Origin of the sequence: Rhizobium sp. SYY.PMSO (assembly GCF_046840415.1) — a bacterium.
GTDB lineage: Bacteria > Pseudomonadota > Alphaproteobacteria > Rhizobiales > Rhizobiaceae > Rhizobium.
Map to the genome: position 1 here is coordinate 1,552,044 of NZ_CP177350.1, position 17,485 is coordinate 1,569,528.

The following is a 17,485-nucleotide window of genomic DNA, read 5'->3' on the forward strand; positions in this document are numbered from 1 at the left end:
AACGGACGATTGTCAACCGATTGAGCTTGCAGCGCTCAAGACGGCCTTGACGGTCGCGGTCGCCACATCGTCATCGATGCCGACGCCGAAGACCTGCGTGCCGTCCGGCCGCGCGCATTGCAGATAGCTGGCGGCCTTCGCGTCGCTGCCACGACGCAGCGCATGCTCCTGATAGTCGATGACGGCGAGCGTCACGCCGAACGCCTCGTCCATCGCGGCAAGCACCGCCGAGACGAGCCCGTTGCCGCGGCCGCTGACGGCGACGTCCCTGGTGCCATGCCGAATCCGCCCGGTGAAGACGCGCTCGGCGCCCGCACCCTTGCGGAATCCGCCCTCGTAGTCGACAAGCGCGAAGTCGGTATCGTCGACATGATAGGCGCGCACGAACGCCACCCAGATATCCTCGGCCGACAGCTCCCGCTTGGTCTCATCGGCGAGACGCTGCACGCGCCTGCTGAAATCGATCTGCAGGGCGCGCGGCAGCTTCAGGCCCTTGTCCTGCTCGATCACCCAGGCGACGCCACCCTTTCCCGACTGGCTGTTGACGCGGATGACGGCTTCGTAGCTTTCGCCGATATCGGCGGGATCGACCGGCAGATAGGGCATTTCCCATATGCCGTCGTTGCGGCGTTCGTGCATGGCAAATCCCTTGCGGATGGCATCCTGATGCGAACCGGAGAAGGCAGTGTGCACCAGCTCGCCCGCATAGGGATGGCGCGGGTGAACGGGCAATCCGTTGCAATATTCGACCGTCTTGACCACCTCTCGGATCGAGGGAAAAGAGAGGCCGGGGTCGATGCCCTGCGTATAGAGATTGAGGGCCAGCGTCACCAGATCGACATTACCGGTGCGCTCGCCATTGCCGAAGAGGCAGCCTTCGACACGATCCGCGCCGGCAAGGAGCGCCTGTTCGGCGGAGGCAACCGCCGTGCCGCGATCATTATGCGGATGGACACTGATGACGACAGCCTCGCGGCGCGAAACATTGCGGCAGAACCATTCGATCTGGTCGGCATAGACATTCGGCATCGCAACCTCGACCGTCGCCGGCAAATTGAGGATGACGGGGCGATCCACGGTCGGCTGCCAGACATCGAGCACGCGTTCGCAGATTTCCAGCGCAAAATCCGGCTCGGTGGCGCAGAAGGTCTCCGGCGAATATTCGAAAGTCCAGTCGGTCTCCGGCCGCTTGAGGCTTTCCTCCAGCATCGCCGTGACGCCGCTGATGGCGAGATCGACGATTTCATGCCGCTCCATGCCGAAGACGACGCGCCGGAAAAGCGGTGCCGTTGCATTGTAGAGATGGACGATGGCCTTTCGGGCGCCCGTCAGGGACTCGAAAGTACGGGCAATGAGATCGGCGCGCGACTGGGTCAACACCTGTATCGTCACATCCTCGGGGATGCGATCCTCCTCGATCAGCGCGCGCACGAAATCGAATTCGATCTGCGAGGCCGACGGAAAGGCAACCTCGATCTCCTTGAAGCCGGAGGCGAGCAGCATGTCATGGAAGCGCAGCTTGCGCTCGACATCCATGGGATTGGCGAGCGCCTGGTTTCCGTCGCGCAGATCCGTGGAGAGCCAGCGCGGCGCTTTGGTAAGCCGCCTGTTCGGCCATTGCCGATCCGGCAGCTCGATGGGGGAGACAAAGGGGCGATATTTGGTTTCGGGATTCTTCAGCATGAGCCGTTCCGTTGCATCTGGGTCAATTCGGGAAAAGAGAAGACAGCAGCCTACGGTCGCCGGGATGCCGTCAGGCCCGGCGACCGCGGCTAAGTCGCAGTGCAACGGAAAGCTGGGAAAATACGTGTGCGGTGGTGGAAGCCTCGCCGCCTGCCCATATACGCATCGATGCGGCAGCTGCGCGGCGCGGCCGGTCCGATCGATACAGATTGTGGGATAAGGCAAACACCTGGCGAGATTTCCTACTTGAAAGGACGCCTAGGATATCGCCAACGGCTTTGATATTCTCACGCGCATGGATCATTTATCGTCGCAAAAGGATCAGGCCTATCTTCGGTTTGGCACCAGCGTCACCGAAGGCGTCGCCGTTATCGCGCATGACCAACAGCGCTTCTCCAGCCAAAGACACAGCCATCCGCACGCCCAGCTGCTCTATGCCGTCAACGGCGTCGTGTCGCTGACCACGGACAACGGCACATGGGTCGTGCCGCCAAGTCGCGCCGTCTGGTTGCCACCGCATATCGAGCATGTGACGGCAAGCCATACGAACGTTCAATTTCGTTCGCTTCTGATCGATGCCGCAAGCAACGCGGCTCTCCCGAAAGAGTGCATGGTCGTGGAGGTTACGCCTTTGCTGCGCGAGCTCATCCTGAAACTCGCCGATCTTGCGGGGAAACCTGCCCATGGGGAAATGACCGAAGCAGTCATTCGCCTGCTGCTTCTCGAACTCGCCTTTCTGCCCGCACAGCCATTGAGCTTGCCGCGGCCGAGACATCCGGCCCTGACCGCCTTCTGCGAGGCCATGCTCGGCGATCTAGCAAACACCATTCCTATCGAAAGGGCAGCGGCCGGGCTGAACATGAGCCGGGCAACCCTCATGCGGCTCTTTCAACGCGAGACCGGTTTGAGCCTTGGCCGGTGGCGACAGCAGGCACGAATGTTGAAAGCGCTGACTTTGCTGGCGGAAGGCCGGAGCATTCTCGATATCGCGTTGGAATGCGGCTACGAAAGCCCAAGCGCCTTTTCCGCCATGTTCCGGCGATCGCTTGGACGCTCGCCGAGAGATTATTTTCAGCCCATGGCATCCCCAGCCGGGCCGAAATGAGGACATCGCCGAAGGCGGTCCTCTATCGGCCATCGGCCAAGCTGCCAACATTCGGAAGGCGCAGATTGCCGGTTCAGGAAGCTGCAGCCTGTCATAGCCCAAACCGTGTTCGGTCGAAAAAGCGATCAAGCCGCGTTTCCGCGCCTACATTCGCCCCCTTCCAATCACCCCTGCCCCATTCTCGCGCCCGCGTCCGTCTCGATCACAAAAGCGGCGACGGTTCTGTTGCGGCCGTTCAACTTTGCCTTCAGCAAGGCTCCATCCGCGCGGTTGATCAAGGTCGTGGTCGGCCCCGAAACCGGAGAAGAGGCGATACCGATGGAAACGGAAAGCGGCCCGACGATGCGCCCGCGATAGGAAAAAGGCGTACCGAACACCCGTATACGAAGCTTCTCCGCAAGCGCAAAACCTGTCTCGTCCGTCATATCGGTGGCGATAACCGTCAATTCCTCGCCGCCGAACCTGTAGACGGTGCCGGCTTCGCCGACAGTGTCGGCGACGATCTGCCCGACATGACGCAGCACCTCGTCGCCGGCATCGTGGCCGAACTCATCGTTGAAGCGCTTGAAATGATCGATGTCGATCATCATGCAGATGACCGTGCGAGCGGATTGATCCCGGTGAAGATTGTTCAGCGTTTCATCCAGGGAGCGCCTGTTGAGCAGGCCGGTCAGCGCATCGCGCACGGCAAGATTGATGAGCCTGTCGCGCAGCTGAAGATTTGCAATGGCAAGACCGATGTTCTCGGCAATCAGCTCCAGATAGAGCCGCGGCGCATCGGCAGCCGTCGCATCCTTCGAACGATCCTCGAAGTAAAGCAGGCCGATCGCCTCGCCGAGCGCCGTCAGGGGAACGCAAAGGCCCGGCATGCCGGAATCGTCCAGATGCTGGCAGGGAATGTCGTTGTCCGCCACATGGCTGACATGCGGCCGGCCACGGCGCAGACCCCAGCAGGCCGACGCGGCAAAAGAAGGCTGGGTATGGGCAGGATCGAGCCAGCGGCTGACTTCCGTCAGCGTCGTCCTGCTCTCGTTCATCGTGTAGAGGCAACCGGCGATACCGGGAAAGATCTGCGGAACGAAGAGCGCGACCACTTCGGCAAGCTCGCTCTGGGCGTAGCAGGCTTGCAGGCGATGCATCATCTGCAAAATGAGATCCTTGGTCTGAAGATCCCGCTTGCGCTCGGCGTCCAGCCGGTTCCGCTCCAGACCGTTCTCGCGGAAGATCTGGATGGCGTCGTTCATCTCGCCTATCTCGTCGCGGCGGCGATCGGTCGGCACTTCGACGGCATAATCCTGATTTGCCAGCCGGTTGACGATCCCCGTCATGCGAACCAGCGGCAATGCGACCCGCCGCCGCAATATGAAGTAGAGCACGCCGAGAAAGATCGCCGCTGTCAACGCAAGCATCACCTTGGCGACATCGGCCCATAGGTCGCTGCGCGCCTGCGCAGATCGGACGGCGGCCTCGGTGCGCGCCGTCGCCAAGGCGCGAAACTGGCCGACGCTGTTGAGGAGCGCCATCTGGGTGCGTTCGTGCTCGGGGCCGAACAGGGTGTCGCGCGCACCGGCCTGATTGCCGCCGGTATAGGCGGCGACCGCTGCTTCCTCCACTTTATCCAGCGCCTCCGCATTGGCCGCCACCTGCTCGACCACCTGAAGTTCGGCATCGGGAATACCGAGGCCCCGCAGTTTGTTGATCGCCGTGTCGCGGCGGCGCTCTTCGCCCTCGTCGACGGTGAAAGCATCGAGATGCCTGGCCTCGCCGCGCATGACATAGAGGCGGGCCTCATCCGTCGTTTCCTCGGCCCCGAGCGCAAGCTCCTCGCCCATGCTGTTCAGCAGCAGGTGCTGTTCGACCGCCTGCCTTTCCTGGACAGCGCTTCGAGCTGATAAAATGAAAGCCGCAGCGGACAGCACGGTCAGAACCACGGTGATACCGTAGGCCCAGTTCGTAATTGTCGTGATTCTCATATGCCGTCCTCTGCGCCTGGCTCATGTGTCGCCGGAGTCTTTTGCCGAGCCGTCCATCATGACACCTGCTTATACGATAAAGCCTGAACAAGCGGCGTGGAAAGCCGATTACCGGCTTATTCGACGCAGATATTTCGGCAATCCCCAATCCTTGAGCGCTCGAGATCTTGCACTTCGGCGGTCCGGCAGCCCTCCATGTCGCATCGATGACGAGCTGCCGAGAGCGCTGGCCTCTGACGGAAGTCCCGGTCGCGGCTGAAGGCCGCTTCCAGGACTCCCGGCTGTCGTCAGGGGTGAATACGACAGCGCGGACAACAAATCGATTTTCAGACCGGCAATCCATAGGGTGACCGGAAGCTGGAAAACGCAAGCTTAAGTTCCACACATGATTGCCCCTTTTTGAGACAGCCGCTCGATATTCCGCTAATTCCTCCGACCAAGGTCGACCGCCCGGCGGCTCCTATTGTCCGGATCTCGCACACGACGGATAATTCGGACGTTTCAGCCTCGCGAATTTTCCTGAATAGCTCCTCCGGCCCTGCACAGTTTCTGCAAAGACGCGCGCCATGGTCGCATCATGAGCAAAACACCCGAAAAAGCCGCCCCGCCCGTTTGCCTGCCACGCCGCCTTCTCAAGGAGGGCTGGTGGCTTGTGGACGCTCGTCGCCCTCAGGCCGATCCGCCCATTCAGGGAGCCAGGATCATTCCTTTCATCGCTGCCGAACGAACAGCAAGGAGCCGATGCCGATGAGCATCCAGGATGCAGCCGCTCTTCTCACCACTCCCGCCAGCAAATCCAATCGCAAATTTCTGATCCTTCTTGCCCTCGTCATACTGGCAGACATCCTCCTTTTCGACAGGAAGCCGGGCCTCAATCTCTTTCTCTTTGCCAATGCCGTTGCCGGTGGCCTGCTGATCTGCTCCAGAAGTCGGCTATCCTTTTTAAGAGCCTCGACGTTTCTGGCTTTCAGCGTCGCCGCATCCATACCGCTTGTCGAAACAGCATCCTGGGCGGGCATCACGATCAGCCTGCTCACCCTTGCCTGCGTTTCTCTCGGCGCCTGCGGACTTCTGCCCCGGCAATGGACACGTTTGCCGCTCGTGCTGCTGCGCTTTCTTCTGGATGTGCCGCAGCGGCCGTTTCGCCGGACAAGCTACCGCCGGCTGCGGCATCTGGGAAAACCACCCTCGCAAGGCCTCTGGCATCATCTTCGCGGCTGGATCGTGCCTCTGGGCTTTGCCGCAGGCTTCCTTGCCCTTTTCGCGGCAGCCAATCCGCTGATCGACAAGACCCTGCGCAGCATCGATCTGACCTTTCTGCTGCGGTTGCTCAGCCTCTGGCGCATCGGCTTCTGGCTGCTGGTCGCAGCCTTCCTCGGCCTGCTGCTTCGCCCGCGCCTGATACGGCGCCGCGCCGATCGGCTCCAGACCGTGCATGAGCTGCCAAAATTCAAGGAAGGACTGTTCGGCCACGCGACATTGCTGCGCTCGCTTGTCGTATTCAATGCGCTTTTTGCGGTGCAGACGCTGCTCGATCTTACCTATCTGTGGGGCGGTGCCAGCCTGCCCGACGGCATGACGCATGCCGAATACGCCCATCGCGGCGCTTATCCGCTGATGCTCACCGCAATCCTCGCCGCCGCCTTCGTGCTTGCCGCCATGCGCCGAGGCGGGCCGGGCGATGGCAGCGCCCTGCTTCGCGGCCTCGTGCACCTGTGGATTGCGCAGAACATCCTGCTCTGCCTTTCCTCCATCCTGCGGCTCGATCTCTACGTCGAAGCCTATTCGCTGACCGAGCTGCGCGTTGCGGCCGGCATATGGATGGGCCTCGTCGCGCTCGGCCTCTTCCTCATCCTCCTGCGCATCCTGCTGCATCGCTCCAACGAATGGCTGATCGCGCTCAGTTCCGCCACGCTGGTCATGACGCTCTACGCCGCCGCGCTCGCCGACATTCCCGCCTTCATCGCCCGCTTCAATGTCGCTCACAGCCGGGAAATATCTGGCGAAGGCATCAGTCTCGATCTCGACTATCTCTCTACGCTCGGGCCTGCGGCCATCCCGGCGCTCGATACCTATCTGGCCTCGCTGCCTGCCGACCAGGATGTCCGCAGGGTACGCGAAGCGCTTCAATGGCAGCATGAGGGACGTTCAGTTGATTGGCGAAGCTGGACATATCGCGCCGCTCGCCTCGACGACTACCTCAGGAACAACGCAACCCTTGCCAGATGACACCGAAACGAGGAAAACGAGCAACGGAACCAAAGCAGGCATCGCATGGCACAGCGCATCCTTGTCGTCGACGACGAACCCAATATCCGCGACGTGATCTGCTTCGCGCTCGATCGCGCCGGCATGAAGACGACGACCGCCCGTAACGGCACGGAGGCGATGATGGCCTTTCACAGGGGCGGTCTCGATCTGATCGTGCTCGATGTCGGCATGCCCGAGATGGATGGGCTGGAAGTCTGCCGCCGCATCCGGAAAAGCTCCGACCTTCCGATCCTGTTCCTGTCGGCGCGCGATGAGGAAATCGACCGGGTTTTGGGCCTCGAGATCGGTGGCGACGACTATGTCACCAAACCCTTCAGCCCGCGCGAACTCGTTGCACGGGTGCGGACCATCCTCAAGCGCAGCGGACACGGCCTGGAGCCGGCTACGAACAACGGCTCCGTTTCCATGGGATCGTTGCGGCTCAATCGCGGCGGCCGCACCGCAAGTTTCGCCGATATGCCGCTGTCCCTGACGGCACTCGAATTCGCGATCCTCGACACGCTGCTGTCGCGTCCCGAAATCGTCTTCAGCCGCGACCAGCTGATGGAGGCGGCTTACGGGGCCGACATGCAGGTCGCCGACCGCACCATCGACAGCCATATCCGCAACATCCGCGCCAAGCTTTCGGCCGCCGGAGGCAAGGGAATCATCGCCACGGTGCACGGGATCGGCTTCAAGCTGACATCGGGCATGGAAGGAAGCGCCTGATGCGTGCGCCACGGGTCAAGCCGAAATGGCGGCCGCCGCTCGCCCTCATCGTCTATGCCGTGCTTTTGACCGTCATGACGCTTCCGATGCTCACCATCATCTGGTTTCGCGTGGTCCGGGCGGCCTCCGGCGCAATGGCACCGGCAGAGATTGCGACGCTTGCCGCCGTTCTGATCCTGACCTTGGGCGTCGCCTATGTGCTGACGCGCACCCTGACTGTGCCGATCAACGCATTGATCGCCCGCACGGACGAAATCGCCCGCGGCGGGCGCTCCGCAATCCGGCCGCTCGAAATCTACGGCACGCGCGAAGTCGCGACGCTCTCGCAGAGCTTTCTCGACCTCGCCGGCAAGCTTGTCGATCATTCCGATTATGTCCGCTCCTTTGCCGCCCACGTTTCCCATGAACTGAAATCGCCGTTGACCTCGATTAAGGGCGCGGCGGAACTGCTGCGTGACGATGACGCCGATCATCCGATGAGCCCGGAGCAGCGCGACCGCTTCCTCGCAAACATCATTGCCGATACCGAGCGGCTGGATCGATTGTTGTCACGCCTGCGGGAGCTGGCAAAAGCCGAGCTTCCACCAGAGCAAGACTCCACCAGCCTTCGCGACATTGTAGCACAGCTCGAAATGCGGTTTCACCCACTCTCCGTCATCAGTCAGGGAAGTGCCGACGAGATGCTGGCGCTGCCCGGCGAAGCGGCCGGCATCATCTTTGTCAATCTGGCCGAGAATGCCGTTCAAAACGGCGCGACGACCCTTGCGATCGAGGCAAGCGACGAAGGGCGACGAACGACAATCCAGGTGCGCGACAATGGACGCGGCATTGCCGACGGTAATCGGGATCGCATCTTTGAACCCTTCTTCTCGACGCGGCGGGACGATGGCGGCACGGGCATGGGCCTCGGCATCGTCCGGGCGATGCTCGCCTCGCATGGCGGCAGCATCGAGCTGCTGGACACGAGCAAGGACGGCTCAACGTTTCAGATCGGTCTGCCCTGTCCGTCGTTGCCCTCAACTGCCGGCGAATAACTCATTCACAACTTTAGCGGCGGTTTCTTCCTTAAAGCCAAAGCCAGAATACCGATAATCATGGCTGGGCCGAGAAAAATGAACCCGAACAAAAAGTGTCCCAATTCAGGGAAGCAGCCTTTCTCATGCGCCGATTGATCAAACGCCTCGCAAGCTTCCGCGATCGCGGGAAGAGACATCGTGGCGCCGATATAGAAGTGGTAAATTGCAAAACCAAAGAGACTTAATGACACAATGATGAGTGCGTATCGCAAGGGGGCCATTCCAATATCACGCCAAGTTCGCTCTGCATTTACATAGCATCCTATGTGGCGTTTCGTCAGACTATAAGCGGCCGATGGCTGAAACCATCGACCGCTCCATCGTTGCAAGATCGATGGTCTACGCTGCCTGCGACTGCGCTTGAGCTTCCAACGCCATCGCGCGGGCCGTGACGAAATCGACCTTGCCGGAGCCGAGAACCGGAACCTTGCCGACGGTCACCTCGGCGGGAACCATCATTTCCGTGGCGCCCTTCGATTTGGCGAAGGCCAGGAAATCGGCTCGCGTGGCGTCCGGCGCATCGGTCAGGAGCACCAGCCGTTCGCCCTTCTTCGGGTCGGGTATGGCCGAGACGACGCTGAGGGCACCCGGCCAGAGTTGAGTGGCAAGGGTCTCCACCGCAGCGAGCGAGACCATCTCGCCGCCGATCTTGGCGAAGCGCTTGGCGCGGCCGCGGATCTTGACGAAACCGTCCTCGTCGATGGTGACGATGTCGCCGGTATCGTGCCAGCCTTCCGGCAGCGGTTCGAGGACACCGGGATTGTCGGCGCGCAGGTAGCCGGCCATGACATTGGCGCCGCGGATCAGAAGACGGCCGCCCTCCTCGATGCCCGGAACCGGTTCGAGCTTCCATTCCATGCCCGGCATGATCTTGCCGACCGTTCCCGTGCGGTTGTACATCGGCGTGTTCAGCGAGATCACCGGCGCCGCCTCGGTCACGCCGTAGCCTTCCAGGATGCGCAGGCCGAATTTCTCCATATAGACCTCTCGGGTCGAGGCCTTGACCGGTTCGGCACCCGAGAAGATGTAGCGGATCGACCGCAGGTCGTACGGATGGGCGGTGCGCGCATAGCCGTTCAGGAACGTATCCGTGCCGAAGACGATGGTGGCGTTCGAGACGTAGATCAACTCCGGCACGATGCGATAGTGCAGCGGCGACGGATAGAGGAAGACCGGCACGCCCGAAACCAGCGGCAGGATCGTGCCCGCCGTCAGGCCGAAGGAGTGGAACATCGGCAGGATGTTGAACACCTTGTCGCCCGGATGGAAGTCGATCCGCGAAGCCGCCTGGGCTGCGTTCGACAGGATATTGCGGTGCGTCAGCACCACGCCCTTCGGCGCACCTTCGGAGCCGGAGGTGAAGAGGATGACGGCGGTATCGTCCGCGCTGCGCTTGACCAGTGGCCGGTACTTACGGATGAGGCCGAAAATCTTGTCGAGGAACGTGACCTGCGTGCGCAGCTCATCCAGCCAGACGAACGTCACTTGCTTTTCGAGTTCCTCGACCACCGGGCCGAGCTTGGCCTGCGTGATGAAGGCGCGCGAGCAGAGCACATGCCTGACCTCGGCGGTCCGGCAGGCGGACAGGATATTGGCCGCACCGGTGGTAAAGTTCAGCATGGCCGGAACCTTGCCCGCCGACATGACTCCGAGGACGGTCGCGGCCGTACCGTTGGCATTCGGCAACATGACGCCCAGCGTCTTTTCGTTCGGAAACATCTTCTTGAACTTCGCACCCAGCACCGCAGCACCGGTGAGAAGCTTGGCATAGGAGAGCTTGCCGGCAATCGGATCCTCGACGGCAAGTTTCTTGCCGCCATATTCGTGGGCGCTTTCGATGACGCGGCCAAGAACGGTGTTGTTCGTATCGGCGGTGCGGAACATCAGCGTCGACATGATCTGATAGAGAGCAGCACCGGCGGCAATGCGGCGCTTCCTGCCCTTGAGCTCCGCCGGAACCTCGAGTTTGACGGGCTCGAGGATCGTCACCTTGACCTTGGGGAAGAGGCGGCGGCGAACGTGGCTCGATGTCAGGTAGGAGGCGTAGCTCTTTTCAAGGCCGTCGATGCGAACAGGCACGATCATCGCGCCGGTCTTGTCGGCAACCATGGCCGCGCCGTCATAGACCTTCATCAGCGTGCCGGTAACGGTCAGACGGCCCTCCGGAAAGATGCCGATCGGGCTGCCGTCCTGGATCACCTTGATCAGCGAGCGCGTCGCCATCGGCTTCGTCGGATCGAGCGGCAGGAACTTGCACATCTTCAAAAGTGGCCGCATCCACCATTTCTTGGCGAAGGCATAGTCGATGGCGAAGACGGGCTCTTCCTCGGTGATGGCGAGCGCCAGCGCACCGTCGAGCAGGCTCACATGGTTCAAGGCGATGATCGGCGCCGGCCCTGCCTTGCGGATATTTTCCAGCCCCTCGACCTCCAGCCGCATGAAAGCGCGGAAGATGATGGAGATGAGGTCGCGGAAGGCGTTGGTCGGCAGCATTTTCAGCATGACCCAGGCAACCGCGATGTTGAGCACGGAGATGCTGAGAATGATCAGCGGAACCGACAGGCCGACGGCCTGCAGGACAGCCACCAGTGCCAGGCCCACGGCGATGAAAAGAGCGGACAGCACGTTTGCTGCGCCGATGACGCGGGCGCGCCGATCCTCGTTTGCCCAGCTCTGCATGGCCGCGAAGGTCGGAACGGCAAGGAAAGCGCCGCCGATTGCCATGCCGGCGAGATCGATGGCCACGCGAATGGTTTTCGCCCCCTCGAAGAAGCCGAGAATGGTCTCGGCGTGGGCGGTCGACTGAAGGCCCCACAGGTTCCAGCCGAGATCGAGACCGAAGAGAGCAACGATCAGCATGCCGACAGGCGCCGGCAGAAGCACGATGCGGCCAGCGGCCATCCAGCCCGCAATGGCCGAGCCGATGGCGACGGACACGGCGAAGATCGCCAGATAGGCGGGAACGACGATTTCCGAGCCGCCGAGAATATCGGTGACCATGACCGGCAGCATCGACATGATGAAAGCGCCGACGAACCAGAACCAGCAATTCATCAGCGAGGCGCGCCAGATGCGGCTGTCGGCGCGCAGCTCGTTGACCAGCCGGTAGCTGGAGCGCACGACGTTTGTGTCGATAACCAGATCAGGTGCCTTGGAGCCGGTCGAGGGAATCATGCGCGCGGCAAACCAGCAGAGGATCGAAAGTCCCATCATCATCGGACCGAAGATCCAGACATTCTCGCCCTCGCGGAAAGCAACGGCGGCGACCATGGTGCCGGTCAGGATGGCGATGAAGGTGCCGCCCTCGATCCACGCATTGGCCTTCGGGAGATCCCGGTTTTCCAGATGATCCGGCAGGATGCCGTATTTGATCGGTCCGAAAAGGGAGGAAATGACGCCGAAGCCGAAGAGGGCGAGCATCAGGAGCCAGATCGACGAGAATGCGATGCCGACGACGGAAATGGCCGCGACCCCGAGCTCGCAGCGCTTCAAAAGCTCGGCCATCTTGGCCTTGTCGTATTTGTCGGCGAGCTCGCCGGCGATCGCCGACAGGAGCAAAAACGGCACGATGAAAATGCCGCCGGCAAGCGTCACCAGCGCCGCACCTTCCGTCGCCATTTGCGCGAGAATGACGAAAACCAATGTCTGCTTGAGGAAATTATCGTTAAAGGCGGTGAGAAACTGCGTCCAGAACAGCGGCGCGAATTTCCTCGATCTCATCAGGTGCGTTTGCATGGCGTATCCCTCGTTCAGCCAACAAGACGCCACAGAGTTGTTACGCAATGGTTGAGCGCGGATACAACTCTGCAGCACCGTTAATAAAGATTAGTCCTGACCATCGCGATTGAACTTGACCAGGAGCTTTTCCGTGCGGGCATCTTCCACCTTGCGGATCAGCTTGTCGGCCTCGCTGTTGTCGCGGATCGTCTTGGTGACATTGACCGCCGTCTGCACCAGCATCAGGATACCCATGGCGAGATAGCCTTTGCCCCAGAGATCGATCGGCATCATATAGAGACCGACAAACAGCATGAAGGCGGCGGCGCCGAAGGAAATGTAGGAAAAACTGACCCAGGCCTGGGAATGTTTCTGGAAGCTGTCGTTCATGATCGTATCCTCTCTTATCTGTCCGGTGTATTCGATTTCAGGCTGCTGAATTCATGCGGTCGCGCAGGCGGGCCAGCACGTCATCGGCCGATGGGCCGAGCGGCGCGCCGAAGCCGGCATTGGCAAGCTTCTCGATGATGGTCGCCTGCCGGCTCGCGGCGTCCATCTCCTTCATGGTCGAAGCCGCGATCTCGCAACGGTTTTGATAGGCCTGAAGGCGGGCAAGCGTTTCCTCGGCCTCGTCCAGGGTGGCCAGGCCGGAATTGTCGTCGCAGGCGGCGGTGAGCTTCTGCGTCTGTTCGGTGGCGCGCGCCAGACGCTCGCTGCGCTGCAACTCCTGCAGGCGCGCTTCGGAGGCGCGGACGGTTGCCTTGAGCTTGCCGATCGTAGCCGTGAATTGGGCCTGCGCCTTCTCGGAGGCATCGCGCTCGGCTTCGAGCTGGGCGATCGCCTCGGCGGCCTGCCGGGCAAGCTCGTCATTGCCCTTCTGCAAGGCGGCGACGGCCCGGTTTTCCAGATCCGCGATACGACCGGCAATCGCCGCGTGCTGGCTCTTTTCCTGCTCATTCTGTGCGACCGCGACCGCAACTGCCCGCCGCGCCGACTGAATGGCGCTTGCCGCATCGCGGATCTGCTGCGCAAGCAGCGGCACGGCGTTGCGATCGATGAACGCCTGTTCCGCCTCGAAGGCCCGACCGCGGATGAGCGTCAGAATTGCATTGAACATTTGTCGTCTCCCGTTTATGAACGATGTTCATGAAATGAGGTATGCCAGAATCATGAACGTTGTTCAAGAACAATTTTGAACAATGTTCAAAAAATCGGATTGGAAGGATTGATGGCGAGAAAGACCCTGGAAAAGCGCGAGGATCTGAAGCTCCGTCTCATCGAGGCGGCGCGCAATCGCATAGCGGCCGATGGGCTGACAAACCTGCGGGCGCGCGACGTCACGCAGGATGTCGGCTGCGCCCTTGGAGGTCTTTATACGGTCTTTGCCGATCTCGACGATCTCGTCATCCACGTCAATTCGGCAACGCTGAAGGCGCTGGAAGCTTCCCTCACGCTGGCGGAAGTCAAGGATCACACGCCGACCGACCGGCTGCGCAACCTAGCGCGCGGCTATCTGCGCTTCGCGGTCGCTCACCGCAATCTGTGGAAGGCACTATTCGATCACCGTCCGCCGGACGACCGCCTGAGCCCGGAATGGCATCTGGAAGAACATATGTTCCTGATGGGGGTCATTGCCGAGCCGCTTGCCGAATTGCAGCCCGCGATGTCCGGGGCGGCGCGGGCGATCCGCGCAAGAACCCTGTTCGGCGCCGTGCACGGCGTCGTCAGCATCAGCCTCGAAGGACGATTCGTCGGCTTGCCGATCGAAAGCCTGGAACTGGAGCTGGATGACTTCATCCTGACGGTCGCGGCGGGAGCGGCGGCGAGACAGGCCTAACCAAGCTCATGGGACCAAGCTCATGGGGTCGACGACGCATAGCTGCCGATGTCGCCGAAGGCGTAGCCGCGCTGCTTCAGCTTGCGGATGAGGGACAACAGGTTTTCCCGGCCGTCGAACTGATCCTGAAACATCTGATCGTGCATCAGCACGATCATCTTTCCCCGCTGTGTGAAGCGCCCGTATTGAAAAAGGTGATCGATCTCGTTGACCAGATGATCGACCGATTGAACAGGCTTGCCGTCATCCTGATGCACCCATTCGAAATCCCAGCCATAGAGATAGAATCCCGCCTCGGCGACAAGCTCATAGTCCAGCCACTCGCGCTCCCACTGGGCGACATTGATGGACAGATCCTCTCTCGACACGGCCGGAAGCCGGAAAACGTCCCTGCCCGGCAGCCGCGCATTCACGATCGGCGCAAGCCCAAGCACCTCATTGGCATGGAGCATGTCCGCCACCACTGCCTGCGTGTCGGAGTAATATCGCCTGTAGCGATTATTGGCGTGGCTGTAGCTGTGATTGCCGACAATCACCAGAGGCATTGCCTTTGCTTCGGCCAGCAGAGCGCGGCCGGCCGGATTGGTTTCCACATGCAGGCCGACCATGAACATGGCGGCGGGGACGTTTTCCTGGCGCAGCACCGAAAGAACATTCTGCGTCCCCGGCAAGGGACCGTCGTCAAACGTCAGATAGATCGTTCTGTCGGCCGCCTGCACGCCGATGGCGTGCAAAGCGAAGACCATGCCGGCAAGTAGCCGCAACAAGCTTCGTAGACCCCGCAGTCCGCCCAAATCCACCGCCTCCCGCGCGATCGCCGCAAACCGGCCCATCGCGTTGGGCGAGAATAGCGCTGCGAATGCGACAAAAGCAAAGGGCGCTCTACCCATTTCTGGGGAGCGCCCTTGCTTTTTAACCCGGACAGCGAACACCGGCTCGACATAGAAATGTCAGGGCGGCAGGCCATCGATACAGGTGATGGCCCGCAAATAATGGCGAATCGCATGCTTTGCAAGGGGAAACTTCGAAAAATTTCGAAGATCCGCCGCAGCGGGAAACCGTGTGGTGTTATTCCCACAGCAGCATGGTGCCGGCTCTCCCTCAGGCTGCCTGCAAAACGGCATCCCGCGGGATTTCGACATCGATCTCCAGCATGGAGACGTCCTTGTCGCGATCCATCTTCACCTGCACCTTGTCCCGGTCGACCTGGATGTGCTTGGCGATGGCGGCAAGAATTTCCTCTCTCAGCACGGAGACCAGATCCGAGCCCACGGAGGCGCGCTCGTGGGCGAGAAGGATCTGCAGGCGCTCGCGCGCCAGCGGCGCAGATCTCTGCTTGCGAAACAGTCCGAAAATGCTCATGCGGCCCTCCTTGCAAAGATCTTGCCGAAAATACCCCGCTTTTCGCCGGGGATGGTGATCGGCAGCTGCTCGCCGGCAAGACGACGCGCTGCTTCGAAATAGGCAAGCGACGGTGCGCAGCGCGCGTCGGCAAGCGTCACGGGCGAGCCGAGGTTGGAGGCGCGCAGAACGTCCGTGCTTTCCGGGATGATGCCGAGCAGCGGGATGGAAAGGATCTCCAGCACGTCGTCAACCTTCAGCATGTCGCCGCGCTCGGCCCGGCCAGCGTCGAAACGAGTCAGCAGAAGGTGCTTTTCCATGCGCTCGCCGCGCTCCGCCTTCAGCGTCTTGGCGTCCAGCAGGCCGATGATCCGATCGGAATCGCGTACCGAGGAGACTTCCGGATTGGTGACGACGACCGCGACGTCGGCATGGCGCATGGCAAGCGTCGCGCCGCGCTCGATGCCCGCCGGGCTGTCGCAGATGACCCAGTCGAAATGGTTCTTGAGCTCGTTGATGACGCGCTCGACACCCTCCGGGGTCAGATTGTCCTTGTCGCGGGTCTGCGAAGCCGGCAGCAGGAAGAGCGTCTCCAGCCGCTTGTCGCGGATCAGGGCTTGCGGCAGCTTGGCATCGCCCTGGATGACATTCACCAGGTCGTAGACCACGCGCCTTTCGGCTCCCATGACCAGATCGAGATTGCGCAGGCCGACGTCGAAATCGACCACGACGACCTTTTCGTTTCTCTGCGCCAGAGCCGCCCCCAAAGCGGCCGTCGAAGTCGTCTTTCCAACTCCGCCTTTGCCTGATGTGACGACGATTACCTTGCCCATCTCGCTCTCCTGTTTTGGCCGGCTTCGGCTCAGATTAGTTTTTCGGCCATGATTGTTTCATCATCCAGCCACAGCTGAACGGACTGCCCCCGCAGGCTGGGTGATATGTCTTCCGACATCTTGTAGATTCCATCGATTGCCAGCAGTTCGGCCTCGAGCTTGCGGCAAAAGATACGCGCCGAGGCATTGCCGATCGAACCCGCCATGGCGCGCCCCCTGAGGGCGCCATAGATGTGGACGGATCCGCCCGCGATGATTTCCGCGCCGGATGCCACCGAACCGATGACGGTGACATCCCCCTCGGGAAAGATCACCGACTGGCCGGAACGGACCGGCTCGCGGATGATCAACGACTGCGTGACCGGCCGGATTTCCGGCGGCGCCGGCTTGGGCTCGCTATTGCGGCGCTCCACGGCCGGCTCGGTCTCCGCGACCTCGAAATCGGCAGCGGGACGTCCGCCCTTCAGCGCCGGCGGCATGCCTGGCCCGATGATCGACGGACGGCCGCCCTCGATGCCCATGATGCTGACGTTGCGAGCCGAAAGCTCGCCGATCAGCTCCTTGAGCTGTGCGCGGTCGATCGCCAGATCGGTAATGTCGAGCACGACCGGCCGCCCCAGAAAGAAGCCGGCCGACCGGGCGGCCAGATCATCGAGCCTGATCAACCACTGGTCCAGCGGAAGATCCGGCGAAAGTACGACCGCCAGAAAGGAGCGGCCCTTGATACGGATCGAACGAGCGTCTGTTAGCACTTTGGTCATCTGTGTAAATAAATCGTTGACCGTTTGTACCGCTCATATGGTTAACAACTGGTTAACGCGGGCTTCCGTTCAGGCCCGGACCGCCCCATAAAACGGCAATGCTCGCGAGCGCCGAAGGCTCGTTTGAACCGGGGTCGTAGACGCACGGAACGGCGAAAATCGCAGCTCCTGCAAGGAAAA

15 protein-coding genes are annotated in these 17,485 nt (G+C 61.4%); 5 read left to right on the forward strand and 10 right to left on the reverse strand.

Going from position 1 to position 17,485, the window contains the following annotated elements:
• Positions 1-12: 12 nt before the first annotated feature.
• A complete protein-coding gene (leuA, locus tag ACJJVH_RS25425) occupies positions 13-1,683 on the reverse strand; it encodes a 2-isopropylmalate synthase (protein ID WP_412065478.1) in 1,671 nt (556 codons plus the stop codon).
• A gap of 295 nt (positions 1,684-1,978) precedes the next feature.
• On the opposite strand from leuA, the gene ACJJVH_RS25430 reads away from it, so the two are divergent.
• The gene (locus ACJJVH_RS25430; protein WP_412065479.1) at positions 1,979-2,788 is read left to right on the forward strand and encodes a helix-turn-helix domain-containing protein; all 810 of its coding nucleotides are present in this window, start codon (positions 1,979-1,981) and stop codon (positions 2,786-2,788) included.
• A 164-nt stretch (positions 2,789-2,952) separates the two neighbouring features.
• Here the strand turns inward: ACJJVH_RS25430 and ACJJVH_RS25435 are convergent, their stop codons facing one another.
• Positions 2,953-4,761 carry a diguanylate cyclase gene (locus ACJJVH_RS25435; RefSeq protein ID WP_113357787.1) on the reverse strand — a complete coding sequence of 603 codons (1,809 nt, stop codon included), beginning with the start codon at positions 4,759-4,761 and terminating at the stop codon, positions 2,953-2,955.
• A 747-nt stretch (positions 4,762-5,508) separates the two neighbouring features.
• Here ACJJVH_RS25435 and ACJJVH_RS25440 point away from each other — a divergent pair.
• From ACJJVH_RS25440 to ACJJVH_RS25450, 3 genes are read left to right on the forward strand one after another with little or no spacing between them, the layout of a single operon-like run.
• On the forward strand, positions 5,509-6,990 hold the full coding sequence (locus ACJJVH_RS25440) for a DUF4173 domain-containing protein (RefSeq protein WP_412065480.1): 1,482 nt from the start codon (positions 5,509-5,511) through the stop codon (positions 6,988-6,990).
• A 45-nt stretch (positions 6,991-7,035) separates the two neighbouring features.
• Positions 7,036-7,740 (forward strand): response regulator, encoded by a 705-nt coding sequence (locus tag ACJJVH_RS25445; RefSeq protein ID WP_112798614.1) that lies wholly within the window; start codon positions 7,036-7,038, stop codon positions 7,738-7,740.
• Positions 7,740-8,774: a sensor histidine kinase gene (locus ACJJVH_RS25450; protein ID WP_112798616.1), complete on the forward strand. Its 1,035-nt coding sequence runs from the start codon at positions 7,740-7,742 to the stop codon at positions 8,772-8,774. Before ACJJVH_RS25445 ends, ACJJVH_RS25450 begins: the two co-directional genes overlap by 1 nt.
• Before the next feature lie 5 nt (positions 8,775-8,779).
• Here the strand turns inward: ACJJVH_RS25450 and ACJJVH_RS25455 are convergent, their stop codons facing one another.
• From ACJJVH_RS25455 to ACJJVH_RS25470, 4 genes are all read right to left on the reverse strand, one after another.
• The gene (locus ACJJVH_RS25455; RefSeq protein ID WP_113370636.1) at positions 8,780-9,028 is read right to left on the reverse strand and encodes a hypothetical protein; all 249 of its coding nucleotides are present in this window, start codon (positions 9,026-9,028) and stop codon (positions 8,780-8,782) included.
• Between the two features lie 127 nt (positions 9,029-9,155).
• Positions 9,156-12,551: an acyl-[ACP]--phospholipid O-acyltransferase gene (locus tag ACJJVH_RS25460; RefSeq protein WP_412065481.1), complete on the reverse strand. Its 3,396-nt coding sequence runs from the start codon at positions 12,549-12,551 to the stop codon at positions 9,156-9,158.
• A gap of 90 nt (positions 12,552-12,641) precedes the next feature.
• The gene (locus ACJJVH_RS25465) at positions 12,642-12,923 is read right to left on the reverse strand and encodes a YiaA/YiaB family inner membrane protein (protein ID WP_112798622.1); all 282 of its coding nucleotides are present in this window, start codon (positions 12,921-12,923) and stop codon (positions 12,642-12,644) included.
• Between the two features lie 37 nt (positions 12,924-12,960).
• A complete protein-coding gene (locus tag ACJJVH_RS25470) occupies positions 12,961-13,650 on the reverse strand; it encodes a PspA/IM30 family protein (protein ID WP_412065482.1) in 690 nt (229 codons plus the stop codon).
• A 111-nt stretch (positions 13,651-13,761) separates the two neighbouring features.
• On the opposite strand from ACJJVH_RS25470, the gene ACJJVH_RS25475 reads away from it, so the two are divergent.
• Positions 13,762-14,370 (forward strand): TetR-like C-terminal domain-containing protein, encoded by a 609-nt coding sequence (locus ACJJVH_RS25475; RefSeq protein ID WP_113370632.1) that lies wholly within the window; start codon positions 13,762-13,764, stop codon positions 14,368-14,370.
• 20 nt (positions 14,371-14,390) lie between these two features.
• On the opposite strand, the gene ACJJVH_RS25480 is transcribed toward ACJJVH_RS25475, so the two are convergent.
• The 4 genes from ACJJVH_RS25480 to minC all read right to left on the reverse strand — a co-directional run bounded on the left by ACJJVH_RS25480 (position 14,391) and on the right by minC (position 17,305).
• Complete coding sequence (locus ACJJVH_RS25480; protein WP_412065483.1) at positions 14,391-15,134, reverse strand: polysaccharide deacetylase family protein; 744 nt, start codon at positions 15,132-15,134, stop codon at positions 14,391-14,393.
• A 337-nt stretch (positions 15,135-15,471) separates the two neighbouring features.
• The gene (gene minE / locus ACJJVH_RS25485) at positions 15,472-15,732 is read right to left on the reverse strand and encodes a cell division topological specificity factor MinE (RefSeq protein WP_112798630.1); all 261 of its coding nucleotides are present in this window, start codon (positions 15,730-15,732) and stop codon (positions 15,472-15,474) included.
• On the reverse strand, positions 15,729-16,544 hold the full coding sequence (minD, locus tag ACJJVH_RS25490) for a septum site-determining protein MinD (RefSeq protein WP_112798632.1): 816 nt from the start codon (positions 16,542-16,544) through the stop codon (positions 15,729-15,731). The genes minE and minD overlap by 4 nt, the downstream gene beginning before the upstream one ends.
• A 29-nt stretch (positions 16,545-16,573) precedes the next feature.
• Positions 16,574-17,305, reverse strand: a complete 732-nt coding sequence (minC, locus tag ACJJVH_RS25495) for a septum site-determining protein MinC (protein WP_112798633.1) — start codon at positions 17,303-17,305, stop codon at positions 16,574-16,576.
• Positions 17,306-17,485 lie beyond the last annotated feature (180 nt).

Coding starts and splice junctions, on each gene's coding strand:
- ACJJVH_RS25460 (WP_412065481.1), bottom strand. CDS start 12,551: ATGCAAACGCACCTGATGAGATCGAGGAAATTCGCGCCGCTGTTCTGG.
- minC (WP_112798633.1), bottom strand. CDS start 17,305: ATGACCAAAGTGCTAACAGACGCTCGTTCGATCCGTATCAAGGGCCGC.
- ACJJVH_RS25450 (WP_112798616.1), top strand. CDS start 7,740: ATGCGTGCGCCACGGGTCAAGCCGAAATGGCGGCCGCCGCTCGCCCTC.
- ACJJVH_RS25465 (WP_112798622.1), bottom strand. CDS start 12,923: ATGAACGACAGCTTCCAGAAACATTCCCAGGCCTGGGTCAGTTTTTCC.
- minE (WP_112798630.1), bottom strand. CDS start 15,732: ATGAGCATTTTCGGACTGTTTCGCAAGCAGAGATCTGCGCCGCTGGCG.
- ACJJVH_RS25475 (WP_113370632.1), top strand. CDS start 13,762: ATGGCGAGAAAGACCCTGGAAAAGCGCGAGGATCTGAAGCTCCGTCTC.
- ACJJVH_RS25435 (WP_113357787.1), bottom strand. CDS start 4,761: ATGAGAATCACGACAATTACGAACTGGGCCTACGGTATCACCGTGGTT.
- ACJJVH_RS25470 (WP_412065482.1), bottom strand. CDS start 13,650: ATGTTCAATGCAATTCTGACGCTCATCCGCGGTCGGGCCTTCGAGGCG.
- ACJJVH_RS25440 (WP_412065480.1), top strand. CDS start 5,509: ATGAGCATCCAGGATGCAGCCGCTCTTCTCACCACTCCCGCCAGCAAA.
- ACJJVH_RS25445 (WP_112798614.1), top strand. CDS start 7,036: ATGGCACAGCGCATCCTTGTCGTCGACGACGAACCCAATATCCGCGAC.
- minD (WP_112798632.1), bottom strand. CDS start 16,544: ATGGGCAAGGTAATCGTCGTCACATCAGGCAAAGGCGGAGTTGGAAAG.
- ACJJVH_RS25430 (WP_412065479.1), top strand. CDS start 1,979: ATGGATCATTTATCGTCGCAAAAGGATCAGGCCTATCTTCGGTTTGGC.
- leuA (WP_412065478.1), bottom strand. CDS start 1,683: ATGCTGAAGAATCCCGAAACCAAATATCGCCCCTTTGTCTCCCCCATC.